General features: G+C 72.3%; 14 protein-coding genes and 2 pseudogenes. 3 read left to right on the forward strand and 13 right to left on the reverse strand.

The window, feature by feature from the left end; genetic code table 11:
- Window positions 1-182: 182 nt before the first annotated feature.
- The 6 genes and pseudogenes from ACIGO8_RS29915 to ACIGO8_RS29940 form a co-directional block, all read right to left on the reverse strand.
- Window positions 183-407 (reverse strand): annotated as a pseudogene (locus tag ACIGO8_RS29915) (galactose-1-epimerase); the annotation flags it as partial.
- 55 nt (window positions 408-462) lie between these two features.
- Window positions 463-675, reverse strand: a pseudogene (locus tag ACIGO8_RS29920) (galactose-1-epimerase); the annotation flags it as partial.
- A 100-nt stretch (window positions 676-775) separates the two neighbouring features.
- The gene (yjfF, locus tag ACIGO8_RS29925) at window positions 776-1783 is read right to left on the reverse strand and encodes a galactofuranose ABC transporter, permease protein YjfF (RefSeq protein ID WP_399737156.1); all 1008 of its coding nucleotides are present in this window, start codon (window positions 1781-1783) and stop codon (window positions 776-778) included.
- Window positions 1780-2904 carry an ABC transporter permease gene (locus tag ACIGO8_RS29930; RefSeq protein ID WP_399737158.1) on the reverse strand — a complete coding sequence of 375 codons (1125 nt, stop codon included), beginning with the start codon at window positions 2902-2904 and terminating at the stop codon, window positions 1780-1782. Before ACIGO8_RS29930 ends, yjfF begins: the two co-directional genes overlap by 4 nt.
- Window positions 2901-4463, reverse strand: a complete 1563-nt coding sequence (locus ACIGO8_RS29935) for a sugar ABC transporter ATP-binding protein (RefSeq protein ID WP_399737160.1) — start codon at window positions 4461-4463, stop codon at window positions 2901-2903. The genes ACIGO8_RS29930 and ACIGO8_RS29935 overlap by 4 nt, the downstream gene beginning before the upstream one ends.
- Before the next feature lie 67 nt (window positions 4464-4530).
- Window positions 4531-5532 (reverse strand): ABC transporter substrate-binding protein, encoded by a 1002-nt coding sequence (locus ACIGO8_RS29940; RefSeq protein WP_399737162.1) that lies wholly within the window; start codon window positions 5530-5532, stop codon window positions 4531-4533.
- Window positions 5533-5877: 345 nt separating this feature from the next.
- On the opposite strand from ACIGO8_RS29940, the gene ACIGO8_RS29945 reads away from it, so the two are divergent.
- A complete protein-coding gene (locus tag ACIGO8_RS29945; RefSeq protein ID WP_399737164.1) occupies window positions 5878-6843 on the forward strand; it encodes a glycoside hydrolase family 6 protein in 966 nt (321 codons plus the stop codon).
- Window positions 6844-6878: 35 nt separating this feature from the next.
- On the opposite strand, the gene ACIGO8_RS29950 is transcribed toward ACIGO8_RS29945, so the two are convergent.
- The 4 genes from ACIGO8_RS29950 to ACIGO8_RS29965 form a co-directional block, all read right to left on the reverse strand.
- Complete coding sequence (locus tag ACIGO8_RS29950) at window positions 6879-7400, reverse strand: universal stress protein (RefSeq protein ID WP_399737166.1); 522 nt, start codon at window positions 7398-7400, stop codon at window positions 6879-6881.
- Between the two features lie 4 nt (window positions 7401-7404).
- Window positions 7405-8667 carry an SLC13 family permease gene (locus ACIGO8_RS29955; protein ID WP_399737168.1) on the reverse strand — a complete coding sequence of 421 codons (1263 nt, stop codon included), beginning with the start codon at window positions 8665-8667 and terminating at the stop codon, window positions 7405-7407.
- Between the two features lie 273 nt (window positions 8668-8940).
- Window positions 8941-9237 (reverse strand): SHOCT domain-containing protein, encoded by a 297-nt coding sequence (locus ACIGO8_RS29960; protein ID WP_399737170.1) that lies wholly within the window; start codon window positions 9235-9237, stop codon window positions 8941-8943.
- Window positions 9238-9289: 52 nt separating this feature from the next.
- Window positions 9290-9736: a DUF6325 family protein gene (locus ACIGO8_RS29965; protein WP_399737172.1), complete on the reverse strand. Its 447-nt coding sequence runs from the start codon at window positions 9734-9736 to the stop codon at window positions 9290-9292.
- A gap of 376 nt (window positions 9737-10112) precedes the next feature.
- On the opposite strand from ACIGO8_RS29965, the gene ACIGO8_RS29970 reads away from it, so the two are divergent.
- Together ACIGO8_RS29970 and ACIGO8_RS29975 are read left to right on the forward strand one after the other, a co-directional pair.
- Complete coding sequence (locus ACIGO8_RS29970; protein ID WP_399737174.1) at window positions 10113-10364, forward strand: DUF6400 family protein; 252 nt, start codon at window positions 10113-10115, stop codon at window positions 10362-10364.
- Complete coding sequence (locus ACIGO8_RS29975) at window positions 10348-10581, forward strand: hypothetical protein (protein WP_399737176.1); 234 nt, start codon at window positions 10348-10350, stop codon at window positions 10579-10581. The genes ACIGO8_RS29970 and ACIGO8_RS29975 overlap by 17 nt, the downstream gene beginning before the upstream one ends.
- 3 nt (window positions 10582-10584) lie before the next feature.
- Here the strand turns inward: ACIGO8_RS29975 and hypE are convergent, their stop codons facing one another.
- From hypE to ACIGO8_RS29990, 3 genes are read right to left on the reverse strand one after another with little or no spacing between them, the layout of a single operon-like run.
- The gene (gene hypE, locus ACIGO8_RS29980; RefSeq protein ID WP_399737178.1) at window positions 10585-11676 is read right to left on the reverse strand and encodes a hydrogenase expression/formation protein HypE; all 1092 of its coding nucleotides are present in this window, start codon (window positions 11674-11676) and stop codon (window positions 10585-10587) included.
- 4 nt (window positions 11677-11680) lie between these two features.
- Entirely contained in the window at window positions 11681-12835 is a 1155-nt protein-coding gene (hypD, locus tag ACIGO8_RS29985) for a hydrogenase formation protein HypD (RefSeq protein ID WP_399737180.1), read from the reverse strand.
- On the reverse strand, window positions 12832-13152 hold the full coding sequence (locus ACIGO8_RS29990; protein WP_399737182.1) for a HypC/HybG/HupF family hydrogenase formation chaperone: 321 nt from the start codon (window positions 13150-13152) through the stop codon (window positions 12832-12834). The genes hypD and ACIGO8_RS29990 overlap by 4 nt, the downstream gene beginning before the upstream one ends.
- Window positions 13153-13158: the final 6 nt, after the last annotated feature.

Below are 13158 nucleotides of genomic sequence, written 5' to 3' on the forward strand. Positions count from 1 at the left end.
CCTCGGGCGTGGTGCCGCGCGCGGGGTAGTTTTCGTCGCGGCGAAACACGGCCGGGCGCGCCCCCCCCCCCCCCGGCCCGCCCCCCCCGCCCCCCCCCCCCCCCCCCCCGCCCCCCACGGCCGTGTCGACGTGTTCGTCCGCGGTCAGCGTTGGGTTCCGCGGTCAGCGTTGGGTTCCGCGGTCAGCCTCGGGTGCGGAACCGCAGGACCGTCCTCGACCGGTACTCCTCGCCGGGGCGCAGCACCACGGACGGATCGCCGGGGCGGTTCGGGGAGTCGGGGAAGTGCTGGGTCTCCAGCGCGATGCCGGCGCCCGCCCGGTAGGGCGTACCGCTCTTGCCGAGGACCGTTCCGTCGAACTGGCCCGCGGTGTAGACCTGGAGGCCGGGCTCCGTGGTCAGCACCTCGGGCGATGCGGTTGGCGTAGCGGCCCACGGTGGCGCCGAAGTAGCGGGCGGCGGTGGCCGGCCGAGCCGGGTCGCGGGGAGCGAGGACGACGTCGGCCGGGGTGCCGTGCCGGTCCGGCGCCCGCAGCGCGTGGAGCCGGGCGCCGCGGGTGTCCACCTCCGCCGTGAGGCCGTCGGGAAAGCCGAAGGTCCATCGTTGCCCGGAGTCCGTGCCGGGGCGGCGGACGGGTGGGCCTCCGGTGAAGGGAGAGCGGGAGGACGGGGTCATGGGAGTTCCTTGTCCGGGGTGGGGTACGGCCCGGAAAGGGGGCAGGGAGTCCCTGCCCCCTTTCCGGGCGCGTTCGTTCGCGGGCGGTCGCACCGGGAGGTCATCCCGCCGGGCGGGCTCCGCCGAAGAGCCGCTGGAGGAGGATGAAGACCAGCAGCAGGCCGCCGATGACGATGCGCGTCCACCACGAGCTGAGCGTGCCCTGGAAGCTGATGACGGTCTGGATCAGTCCGAGGACCGCCACGCCCAGCGCGGTGCCCAGGACGAAACCGGAGCCTCCGGTGAGCAGGGTCCCTCCGATGACGGCGGCCGCGATGGCGTCGAGTTCCATGCCGACGGCGTGCAGGGCGTAGCCCGACAGCATGTAGAAGGTCAGCAGCAGACCGCCGAGGGCGGAGCACAGACCGCTCACGGCGTACACCGCGATCTTGGTGCGTCCTACGGGCAGGCCCATGAGACGGGCCGAGGTCTCGCTGCCGCCCAGGGCGTAGACGGTCCGGCCGAAGCGGGTGTGGTGCAGGACGACGAAGGCGAGCGCGAGCACGACGACGGCGATGACGACGGCGGGTGAGACGAACAGGCCCCCGGGCAGGAGCACCCGCGTCTGGGCGATCCGCGTGGTCACCGGGTCGGTGAGGGAGATGGACTCGGTGCTGATCGTGTAGCAGAGGCCGCGGGCGAGGAACATGCCCGCGAGGGTGACGATGAAGGGCTGGATCTCGAAGGTGTGGATCACCCAGCCCATCAGGGCTCCGCCGCCGGCGCCGACGAGCAGGACCACGGGCACCGCGAGGGCGAGCGGCAGGCCGTTCTGTTCGACGAGCCAGGCCGTCAGCATGGCGGAGAGGGCCACCACGGAGCCGACGGACAGGTCGATTCCGCCGGTGAGGATGACGAAGGTCATGCCAATGGCGACGACGAGCAGGAAGCCGTTGTCGATCAGGACGTTGAGCAGGACCTGGGCGGAGAAGAAGCCTTCGTAGTTCAGGGAGCCGACCGAGAACATCGCGACCAGCAGGGTGGCCGTCACGATGAGCGGGAGGCGGGTGGCGTGCCGTACCGAGAACCGCTGGAGCGGCCGGGTGAGGGAGCTGAGGGTGGTGCTCACGGGTGGACCTCCTGCCGGCGGGCCGTCACGTCGGCGGCGGCGGGGGCCGGCACCGGTGCGACCGGTCCGCGCCTGCCGCGCTTGCGGGAGAGCCGTGCGCGGAACGCGGGCGACTGGACGAGACAGACGACGATGACGACCAGGGCCTTGAAGACGAGGGTGGTCTCCGGCGGTACGCCGAGGGTGTAGATCGTGGTCGAGAGGGTCTGGATGATCAGGGCGCCGAGGACCGTGCCGCCGAGGGAGAAGCGGCCGCCGGTGAGGGCGGTGCCGCCGACGACGACGGCGAGGATCGCGTCGAGTTCGATCCAGAGGCCCGCGTTGTTGCCGTCGGCGCTGGACACGTTGGAGCTGATCATCAGGCCGGCCACCGCGGCGCACAGGGCGCTGACGACGTACACGGTGACGAGGAGTCCGGACGCCCGGATGCCGACGAGACGGCTCGCCACCGGGTTGCCGCCCACCGATTCGATGAGCATGCCGAGGGCGGTCCGCCGGGTGACGAAGGAGGTCAGGGCGACGAGCGTGGCGGCGAGCAGGACGGCGAAGGGGAGGGTGAGCCAGTAGCCGCCGCCGATCATCTTGTAGGCGGGGCTGGACACGCTGATGATCTGACCGTCGGTGATGAGCTGGGCCACGCCCCGCCCGGCGACCATGAGCACCAGCGTGGCGACGATGGGCTGGACGCCGAGACGGGCGACGAGGAAGCCGTTGAGCAGGCCGATCGCGGCGGCGACGCCGAGCGCGATCACGATCGCGGTGAACACGGTGGAGAGGCTGCCGGGATCGGCCGCCGAGGTGATGTGCTCGCACGCGAGGGCTCCGGCGATGGCGACCGTCGAGCCGACCGAGAGGTCGATGCCCCGGGTCGCGATGACCAGCGTCATGCCGAGCGAGACGAGGATCAGCGGGGCGCCGAACTGGAGGATGTCGACGAGGCTGCCGTACAGGTGCCCGTTCTGGACGCGGACGGCGAGGAAGTCGTGGGTGAGCGCGACGTTTCCGAGCAGCAGGGCGGCGAGGACAGCGGCGGGCCAGAACAGAGGGTGTCCGGTGAGCCGCCGGGTGCCGGGCGCCCGGGCCGGACGCGTACCGGCGCCGGTGTCGTCAGGTGGGGTCATGAGGTGGCTCCGGTGGCAATGGTGCCCAGGATGCGGTCGGGCGTCAGGGTCGTGTCGTTGGGGAGGGTGGCGACGAGGCGGTGGTCGCGCAGGACGCCGACCCGGTGGCTCAGCCGCAGGACTTCCTCCAGCTCGGCGGAGATGTAGAGGACCGCCGTGCCCTCCGCGGCGAGCCGGGTCACCAGGCGCTGGATCTCCGTCTTCGCGCCGATGTCGATGCCCCGGGTGGGTTCGTCCAGGATGAGCAGCTCGGGATCGGTGAGCAGCCACCGGGCGAGGAGCACCTTCTGCTGGTTGCCGCCGCTGAGGTTGCGGACCTGGGCCTCGGGCGCGGCCGGGCGGATGTCGAGGACCTCGATCCACCGGGCGGCGATCTCGTCCTGCCGGGTCCGTGAGAGGGGTTTGGTCCAGCCGCGTGCGGCCTGGAGGGCGAGCACGATGTTCTCGCGGACCGTGAGTTCGCCGATGAGGCCCTCGGCCTTGCGGTTCTCCGAGCAGAAGGCGATCTTGCGGGCGATCGCGGCGCGCGGTGAGCGCAGGGCGGCGCGCTCGCCGTCGATCCGGAGCTCTCCCGCGTCGGCGTGGTCGGCGCCGAAGAGCAGCCGGGCCGCCTCGGTGCGTCCGGAGCCGAGGAGTCCGGCGAGGCCGACGACCTCGCCGCGGTGGATGTCGAGGTCGTACGGCTGGACGGCGCCGGTCCTGGCGAGCCCGCGGGCGCTGAGGAACGGGGTGTCCGTCCGGTCGCCGGTGGTGGCGGTGCCGGTCTGGGAGGTCTCGGCGAGCTCGTCCAGGGCGCGGAGTTCGCTGCCGATCATGCGGTGGACGAGGGTGACGGGTGTCAGCTCGTCGATCCGGTACTCGCCCTCGAGGCGTCCGTTGCGCAGGACGGTCACCCGGTCGCACAGGTCGAAGACCTGGTCGAGGAAGTGGGTGACGAAGACGACCGCGACGCCCCGGTCGCGCAGCCGGCGCACCAGGGCGAACAGCTGGGCGACTTCGTCCCGGTCGAGGCTGGAGGTGGGCTCGTCGAGGACGAGGACCTTCGCCTGGACGTCCACGGCCCGTACGATCGCCACGAGTTGCTGGACGGCGAGGGAGTGCGCGCTCAGTGGCAGGCGGACGTCGAGGTCGAGTTCCAGCTCGGTGACGAGCCGTGCCGCGCACCGGTGGAGGGCCGACCAGTGGACGAGTCCCAGGCGCCGGGGTTCACGGCCGATGAGGATGTTCTCGGCGACGGAGAGGTTGGGGCACAGGTTCACCTCCTGGTAGACCGTGCTGATCCCGGCGTGCTGGGCTTCCAGCGGTTCGGCGAACCGCTGGGGGCTGCCGTCGACGAGGACCGCTCCGGCGTCGGGCGGATGGACCCCGGTGAGCACCTTGATGAGGGTCGACTTGCCGGCGCCGTTCTCCCCCATCAGCGCGTGGACCTCGCCCGGGAAGAGCCGCAGGTCGACGCCGTCGAGGGCGACGACGCCGGGGAAGGTCTTGCGGATGCCGTGGGCCTCGAGCACCGGCCGGTCGGTGCGTGGGGGTGTGCGGGGGCTGGGTGGGGCTGCCATCCGCCCTCCTCTCCTTGAGGATCCGGGGCGGCGTGCGGGCCGCCGCCGGTCCGGTGCGGGCGGTAGGTCAGTACTGGCGGCCGGGCAGGGCGGCCGCGGCCTGGTCCTGGGTGAAGACGCCCTCCTTGACCTCGACCCGCCGCGGGACGCTCTCTCCCGCCGCGACCTTCCTGGCGAGTTCCATGAGCTGGTCTCCGAGGAGCGGGTTGCACTCGACCACCACGTTGATCTTCTTCTCCCGCATGGCGACGAAGGCGTCCTTGATGCCGTCGACGGAGATCACCTTGATGTCGGTGCCCGGCTTCTTGCCCGCCTCCTCGATGGCCTGGATGGCGCCGAGGGCCATGTCGTCGTTGTGGGCGTACAGGACGTCGATGTCCTCGTGGGACTTGAGGAAGGCCTGCATGACCTCCTTGCCCTTGGCCCGGGTGAAGTCCCCGGTCTGGGAGGCGACGACCTTGAACTTGGGATCGCCCTTGATGACGTCGGCGAAGCCGGCCTTGCGGTCGTTGGCGGGTGCGGAGCCGGTGGTGCCCTGGAGTTCGACGACGTTGACCGGCGCGGAGGTGCCCGCGTACTCCTTCACGAGCCACTTGCCGGCCTCCTGCCCCTCCTTGACGAAGTCGGAGCCGAGGAAGGTCTGATAGAGGGAGGTGTCCTGCGAGTCGACGGCGCGATCGGTGAGGATCACCGGGATGCCGGCGTTCTTGGCCTCCTTCAGGACGGTGTCCCAGCCGGACTCCACCACCGGCGAGAAGGCGATGACGTCCACCTTCTGCTGGATGAAGGTCCGGATCGCCTTGATCTGGTTCTCCTGCTTCTGCTGCGCGTCGGAGAACTTCAGCGTGATGCCGGCCTTCTCGGCCGCCTCGCGTACGGACGTGGTGTTGGCCGTGCGCCAGCCGCTCTCGGCTCCTACCTGGGCGAACCCGAGCACCAGCTTGCCGCCGGAGGAGCCCTTGGCGGCGCCGCCGGCGGCACCGGTGGTCGCGGGCTCGGTGGTGCAGGCGGTCAGCACACTGCCGGCCAGGGCGGCGGCGGCGATGACGCGGAGGGTTCTGTGGGCCATGGCGTGGTTCCTCTCGGGACATGCGTCGTACCAGGCGGAGCTCTGAAGGAGACGGGCCGGGTCAAGGCGTGGCTGCGCAGGGGCGGTCGAGGCCGGGCGAGGCAGGACGAGGTGTCGGCCCCGGCGATCGGCCGGCTGACGAATGCGACACATTGTGAGCGCTAACAGAGTTGTAACTCAAGGGTCTGTACGGCTGTTACGCGTTCTTGATGCGCGGGAGCGGGTCGATGAGGGAGTATCGACTCCGAAGTTGTGAGCGTTAACACCCATGGGGCGCGTCCGGAGGTGCCGTACCACCGCCTCCCGCGGTGCGGCGCGTCCCCCGTCAGGAATCGAGGTACCTTCATGCGCCGCCGTATCCGCGCCCTCGCGGCAGCCCTCCTCGCGCTCCCCTCGGCACTCGCCGTCGCGCCGCCCGCCCACGCGGCCGATCCGACCACCATGACCAGCGGGTTCTACGTGGACCCGAACTCGAGCGCGAGGCAATGGGTCGCCGCCCACCCGGGTGACGGCCGGGCGGCCGCCATCAGCGCGTCCCTCGCCAACACGCCCATGGCCCGCTGGTTCGGCTCCTGGAGCGGCACCATCGGCACCGCCACGGGCGCGTACGTCGGGGCTGCGGACCGCGGGGACAAACTGCCCGTCCTGGTCGCCTACAACATCTACCACCGCGACCACTGCGGCGGGCAGTCCGGAGGCGGCGCCTCCTCCCCGTCCGCCTACGCGAGCTGGATCGCCCAGTTCGCCGGCGGGATCGCCGGCCGCCCGGCCGTCGTCGTCCTCGAACCGGACTCCCTCGCGGACTACAGCTGCATGAGCGAGGCCCAGGTCCGCGAGCGTCAGGGCATGATCAGCGGCGCCCTCGCCGAGTTCAACCGTCAGGCCCCTCACACCTGGGTCTACCTCGACGCCGGCAACCCCGGCTGGGTGAGCGCGGCCACGATGGCCCAGCACCTCCACGAAGCCGGGCTCCCCCAGGCGCACGGCTTCTCCCTCAACATCTCGAACTACCACACCACAGCCCAGAACACCGCCTACGGCAACGCCGTCAACAGGGAACTGGCCGCCCGCTACGGCTACACCAAGCCGTTCGTCGTCGACACCAGCCGCAACGGCAACGGCTCCGACGGCGAGTGGTGCAACGCCGCGGGCCGCCGCATCGGCACGCCAACTCAGCTGGGTGGCGGCGCGGAGATGCTGCTGTGGATCAAGGCTCCGGGCGAGTCCGACGGCGACTGCGGCGTCGGGACCGGTTCCACGGCCGGTCAGTTCCTCCCGGAGGTCGCCTACAAGATGATCTACGGCTACTGAGATCCGAGGCCTGTGGCCGGTGTCCACGTCGTCCGTCAGACGGCGTGACCCGGAGGAGGGGGCGGCAGGGTGGGCAGGCCCGGGGGCGGTTCGGGCCACACGAGCAGCACCGGGCAGGGGGCGTGGTCGACGACGAAGCGTGCGGCGGGCCCGAGGCTGTGCGGTCCGAGGTGGGTGCGGTCGCCGTCCCGGGCCAGGATCAGCAGCTCGCCGCCCTCGGCCGCGGCGACGACCTCGCGCTCGACGCGGCCGGTGCGTTCGACGCGCGCGCACGGGCGGTCCAGGCGGTCGGCGGCGTCCTGGAGCAGCTGCCGCGCGGAGGTGGCGGCGAGGTGTTCCAGACGCGTGCCGGGATCCCTCCCCCAGCCCTCGGCCGGGCGCTGCCCCGTGGGGTGGCCGCGGCCGAGGAGCCCGGCGAAGGCGCCGTGCGCGGCGCCCGGGACGTCGGCGGGAGTGACGTGCAGGAGGACGATCTCGGCGTCCGCCGGGGTGTGCGCGCGGGCGGCGTCCACGCAGGCGCGCCACGTCCCCTCGACGATCCAGACGACCACGGCCATGGCTTCAGCCTCCTCCGACGACGGTCAGCGAGAGCCACAGTGCCAGCACGGCGGCGGCCAGGCTCGTGGGTACCGCGTACACGCCGAGCCGGGTGAACTCCTTCAGCTCCACCTCGCCGTCGTGGGCGTGGACGATACGCCGCCACAGCAGGGTGGCCAGCGAGCCGGCGTAGGTGAGGTTGGGGCCGATGTTCACCCCGAGCAGCACGGCGAGGACGGCGCCGGGCCCCGACGGGGCGGCCAGTGGCAGGAGCACCAGGACGGCGGGCAGGTTGTTGATGACGTTCGCGAGGACGGCGGCCAGTCCGGCGAGGGCGAGAAGGTCCGGCAGGCCGGTGCCGTCGGGGATCAGGTGCCCGAGGGCGTCGTCGAGGCCGTTGTCCACCACCGCCAGGACCACGATCCCGAGGGCCAGGACGAAGGCGAGGAAGGGCACGGAGGCGGCGCGGACCAGCGCCCGGGGAGTGGTGCGGCGGCGGACGAGGGCCCGTACGGCGAGGGCGAGTGCCCCTGCCAGGGCGGCCCACGCCGGGTCGACGCCGACCACCGAGGTCAGCACGAAGCCCGCGAGCGTGCATCCCACGGTCACCAGGGCGAACAGCGGCAGCGGTGGCGGCTCGACGACGGCGGGGGCCGACGCTCCCGCGTCCAGGTCGGTGGCGAAGAAGCGCCGGAAGACCAGGTACTCGACAGCAATCGCGGCGGCCCACGGCAAGGCCATCAGGGCGGCGAACCGAGTGAAGCTGAGCCCGCTGGCCGCGAAGGCCAGGAGGTTGGTGAGGTTGGAGACCGGCAGCAGCAGGGAGGCCGTGTTGGACAGGTGGGTGCAGGCGTACACGTGCGGTTTGGGACGGGCGCCGATCCGGGCCGCGGTGGCGAACACCACCGGTGTCAGGAGCACGACCGTGGCGTCCAGACTGAGCACGGCGGTGATCGCCGACGCGGCCAGGAACACCTGGGCGAGCAGCCGGCGCGGCCGGCCCGCCGCCGTACGCGCCATCCACGCCCCGCAGGCCTGGAACAGCCCTTCCTCGTCGCAGAGCTGAGCCAGCACCAGGACGGCCGCCAGGAAGCCGATCACCGGCCCGAGCCGCTCGGCCTCGGCGAGGGCGTCGTCGAGGGAGACGGCCCCGGTGGCGATCACCAGGGCGGCGGCCGGGACGGCCACGACCGCCTCCGGCCACCCGAAGGGCCGGATGACCGCACAAGCCAGCACGAGGACGAGCAGGGTCGCGGACAGGGCCTCCGCGAGCTGGGCGTTCGGCATCGGGTCCTTCCATCGCGGCGGTCGACCGCCTGCACACCGTTGCGCCGCACGCTACCCGCACGGGCGTGGCGTCCCGTGGACCGGCCGGATGTCGACGTCGCGCCACCGCGCCGGTCCGGGGCACGTTCCGGCTCATCGGCCGGCAGCTGCGGGAGGTCGGCGTCGAACCGCCCTCGGGAAGGGAATCGCGGCCGTTCTAGAGGGAGACCCGGGTTCTTCCAGGGACAGGAAGAGGCGCCCGGGCGGGGCTCTCGCCCGCCGGGCGCCGCTCGTTCAGGTGCCGAGGATGCGGCTCTTCTGGGTCTGGAACTCGGCTTCCGAAAGCACCCCTTGCTCCTTGAGCTGGGCGAGTTCCTTCAGCTGGGCGATCTTGGCGTCCATCGAGTCACCGGCCGGCGGTTCGGGCGCCGGCGGCTGAGGTGCCGGTGGCTGGGCGTACGCCGGGGCGGCGCGCTCGTAGTCCTGCTGCGCCCATCGGCCGGCCTGCCGGCGCGACACACGGTTGGACACGGCGGTCGCGGTGCCGGAGATGACCGCGGTGCGCGCGACACCGCGAAGGAGACCAGGCATGGCGGAGTCCTTGTCGTCGAGACGTTGTCGGGACGTCGTCGGGAGAGGCGGATCAGGTCCCGGCCTCGAGGGCGTCGAGGCTCGCCAGGAGGTCCTGGACCGGGATCCTTCCGTTGGCCACCATGCGCGCTCCGCTGCGGCGCAGGGCGGCCGCCAGCGGCGCGGCCCAGAGGTTCTCGTAGATGAGGACGCCCGCGGAGTTGCCCGGCTCGAGGACGGAGGCGGCCTCCTGGAGGTCGTCCTCGCCGAGCAGGCCGGAGGAGGCGCCTTCGAAGACGGCCAGGTCCAGCGTCCCGTCGCCGTCCATGTCGGCGACCTTCACCGCCCGGACCGAGCCGTCCTCGTCCTTGCGGACGAAGGACAGGTCCAGGACGCGGATCACGCGCCGCTCGACGAGGTCGAGCAGCAGGGGCAGCGCTTCTCCGGTCATGCGATTGCCCGGGAACTCCAGGACCAGGTAGTCCACAGGGCCCATCTCGGAAAGTTCGTCGTCGCTCATACCGACTCCTCGCTGGCGGCCGCCGGTCTCCGGCCGTACGGCGGTGGTCCCCGGCCGCGCTCGTCGCGCCTTCCATTCCAGCACCGCGCGACCCCGCACGCACCTTCGTCAGGGTTCGCCGGGCGCGGCCCGGCAGGCCGGCGGTGACGGCGCTGGGCAACGGGTGAGATGCGCCACAGCGGCCCGCGGCGAGGACGCCCGCCGAGGCCTCTCCCGGCCCGTCCCGTCGCGGCGCCGCCCCGGTCCCGCGCCTTCGCCGGCCCCCCGCGCGGGGCGCCCGGGAGGTGATTTCCGCCCTTCCGTACCCGGTGCCCGTTCTGGTAGACGTGGCGGACTCCGTTCGATTTCCGTCGAAAGCACCAGCGAAGGCACTCCCATGAACCCGGCCTCCGATTCCGACCACGTCAGCTTCAGCATCGACCTCACCCTCGAGGAGGCCCGCCGGCGGGCCGAGGTCGTGGCGGCGCTGGGGCCCGACTGGGATCCGGTGGCCGTGCTGCGCGAGGAGCAGGCCGCGCACGACCTGCTCTACTCGGGTCTGGACGAGGAGCAGCTGAGGATCCACGCCATGCTGGTGGCGGCGGGTGTGCTGCCGGGACGGGAGCCGGGCCGTGCGGCTTCCTCTTGATCCCCACGCCGACCGGGCCCGCCGGGCCTGGGTCGCCTGCCCGGGCTGCGACGACGCCCGCGGCTGCGGGCCCTGCGCGCAGCGCCGCAACTGTCCGGAGCACTGGCGCCATCTCATCGCCAACCAGGGGCCGAAGGTCCATCTGCAGTGTCCGAACTGCACCCACACCTGGACCCTCGACACCGCACGGGACCGTCGCGGCGGCGGCCGCGGCTGACGCTCAGCAGATGCGCGGCAGCTGCTCCCCGAGCGGCATGTCCACCACGCGCGTGCCGCCGAGGCCGGTACGGGCGACCACCATGCCCGGATGCGCCTCGACGGCCTCCCCGATCACGGCCGCCTCGGCGCCCAGCGGGTGCGCGCGCATCGCGGCGAGCACCTCCTCGGCCCGCGCACGCGGCACGAAGGCCACCAGCTTGCCCTCGTTCGCGACGTACATCGGGTCGAGACCGAGCACGGCGCAGGCGTTGGCCACGGGAGCGGGAACGGGTACGGCCCGCTCCTGGACGACGACGCCGGCGCCCGACGCGGCCGCGATCTCGTTGAGCGAGGCCGCGAGGCCGCCTCGCGTGGGGTCGCGCAGCACGTGCAGGTCCGGCGTGACCTCGAGCATGGCCTCGACCAGGCCGCCGAGCGGGGCGCAGTCGCTCTCGATCTCGACGCCGAACTCCAGCCCCTCGCGTACGCTCATGATCGCCACGCCGTGGACCCCGACGGCGCCGCTGACGATCACCACGTCACCGGGTACGACGCGCTGGGGCCGCAGGTCGACGCCGGGCGGGATCAGGCCGATGCCGGAGGTGTTGACGTAGACGCCGTCGCCGTGGCCGGCCTCCACCACCTTGGTGTCTCCGGTCGCCACCTGGACGCCCGCCGCGCGGGCCGCCGCGCCGAGCGCGTTCGCCACCCGGGCCACGACGTCGGTCTCCACCCCTTCCTCCAGGATGAAGCCGCAGGAGAGGTAGGCGGCGCGGGCGCCGCTCATGGCGAGGTCGTTGACCGTGCCGTTGACGGCCAGGTCGCCGATGCTCCCGCCGGGGAAGAACAGCGGGCGCACGACGAAGGAGTCGGTGGAGAAGGCCAGGCGCGCGCCGCCGAGTTCGACGGTCGCGGCGTCGGTGGTGACCGAGAGCGCTGAGCTGCCGAAGGCGGGCGCGAAGACGTGCTCGACCAGTTCGGCGGAGAGCGCGCCGCCTCCGCCGTGGCCCATCACCACCCGCGGCTGCTCGCGCAGCGGCGCGGGACACGTCCAGGCGAGCATGTCGGGCGCCTCGGCCCGGGCCGCCGCCTCGGCCTCGGCGGTGTCGCGCATGAGTTCAGACAACGGAACTGCCTTCCAGAGCAGGGGAGCCGACCGCGGGAGACGTCGCCGACGGAGCCGCGAGATCGAGCCGTCGGTAGAGGTAGTAGGCGGCGCACGCGCCCTCGCTGGAGACCATGGTGGCGCCGAGCGGGGAGCGCGGTGTGCACGTCGTGCCGAAGGCCTCGCACTCGTGCGGCTTCAGCAGGCCCTGGAGCACCTCGCCGCTGCGGCACTCGGCCGGCTCGCGGGTGTCGATGCCCTCGACGGAGAACCGGTGCTCGGCGTCGTGTTCGCGGTAGCGCTCCGAGAGCCGCCAGCCGCTGTCCGGGATGACGCCGATCCCGCGCCACGCGCGGTCGGTCACCTCGAAGACGTCGTCCAGCATCGCCCGGGCGGCCGGGTTGCCCTCGGGCAGCACGGCGCGCGGATAGGCGTTCTCGACGGTGTGCTCGCCGCGCTCCAGTTGGAGCACCGTCCGCCGTACGCCTTCGAGGATGTCCAGCGGTTCGAAGCCGGTGACGACGATCGGGACGCGGTGGCGTGCGGCGAGTTCGGGGTACTCCGCCGTGCCCATCACGCTGCACACGTGCCCCGCGGCGAGGAAGCCCTGGACGCGGCAGCCGGGCGAGCGCATGATCGCCTCGATCGCGGGAGGGACGCGGACGTGGGAGACGAGCAGGCTGAAGTTGCGGATGCCGAGCTTGCGCGCCTGGTGGACCGTCATCGCGTTGGGTGGCGCGGTGGTCTCGAAGCCGATGCCGAAGAAGACCACTTCGCGGTCCGGGTTCTGCTCGGCGATGCGCAGCGCGTCGAGCGGCGAGTAGACGACCCGGACGTCACCGCCCTGGCCGCGGACCTGGAACAGGTCGCGGCCCGTGCCGGGGACCCGGAGCATGTCGCCGAAGGAGCAGAAGATCACGCCGGGTCGGGAGGCGATCTCCAGCGCCTTGTCGATCACCTCCAACGGCGTCACGCACACGGGACAGCCCGGCCCGTGGATCAACTCGATCTCGGGCGGCAGGAGTTGGTCGATCCCGTGCCGGATGATGGTGTGGGTCTGGCCGCCGCAGACCTCCATCAGCGCCCAGGGCCGGGTCACCGTCGCCCGGATCTCGTCGAGCAGCCGCCGGGCCAGGGCGGGGTCCTGGAACTCGTCGATGTACTTCACGCCCGTGCCTCTCCGGCCACGCCCTGATGCGCCGGCCGCTCGTGTCCGTTCGCTTCGGCGGCCGACTCCCACGGGTCGCCGAACTCCTCCTGGAGCATGCCGAGGTTCTCGAACAGCTCCAGCGTCCGCCTGGCCGACTCCTCGTCCAGTCGCTGCAGGGCGAAGCCGACGTGGACGATGGCGTACTCACCGGGTTTCAGGTCCGGCAGGTACTCCAGGCACACCTCCTTGACCACGCCGCCGAAGTCGACCGTGGCCATCCGGGTGCCGTCCCGGTCCTCGACGTCCAGCACTCTTCCTGGTACCGCCAGGCACATGGGTGT

This window comes from Streptomyces sp. NPDC053493 (assembly GCF_044544825.1).
Lineage (GTDB): Bacteria > Actinomycetota > Actinomycetes > Streptomycetales > Streptomycetaceae > Streptomyces.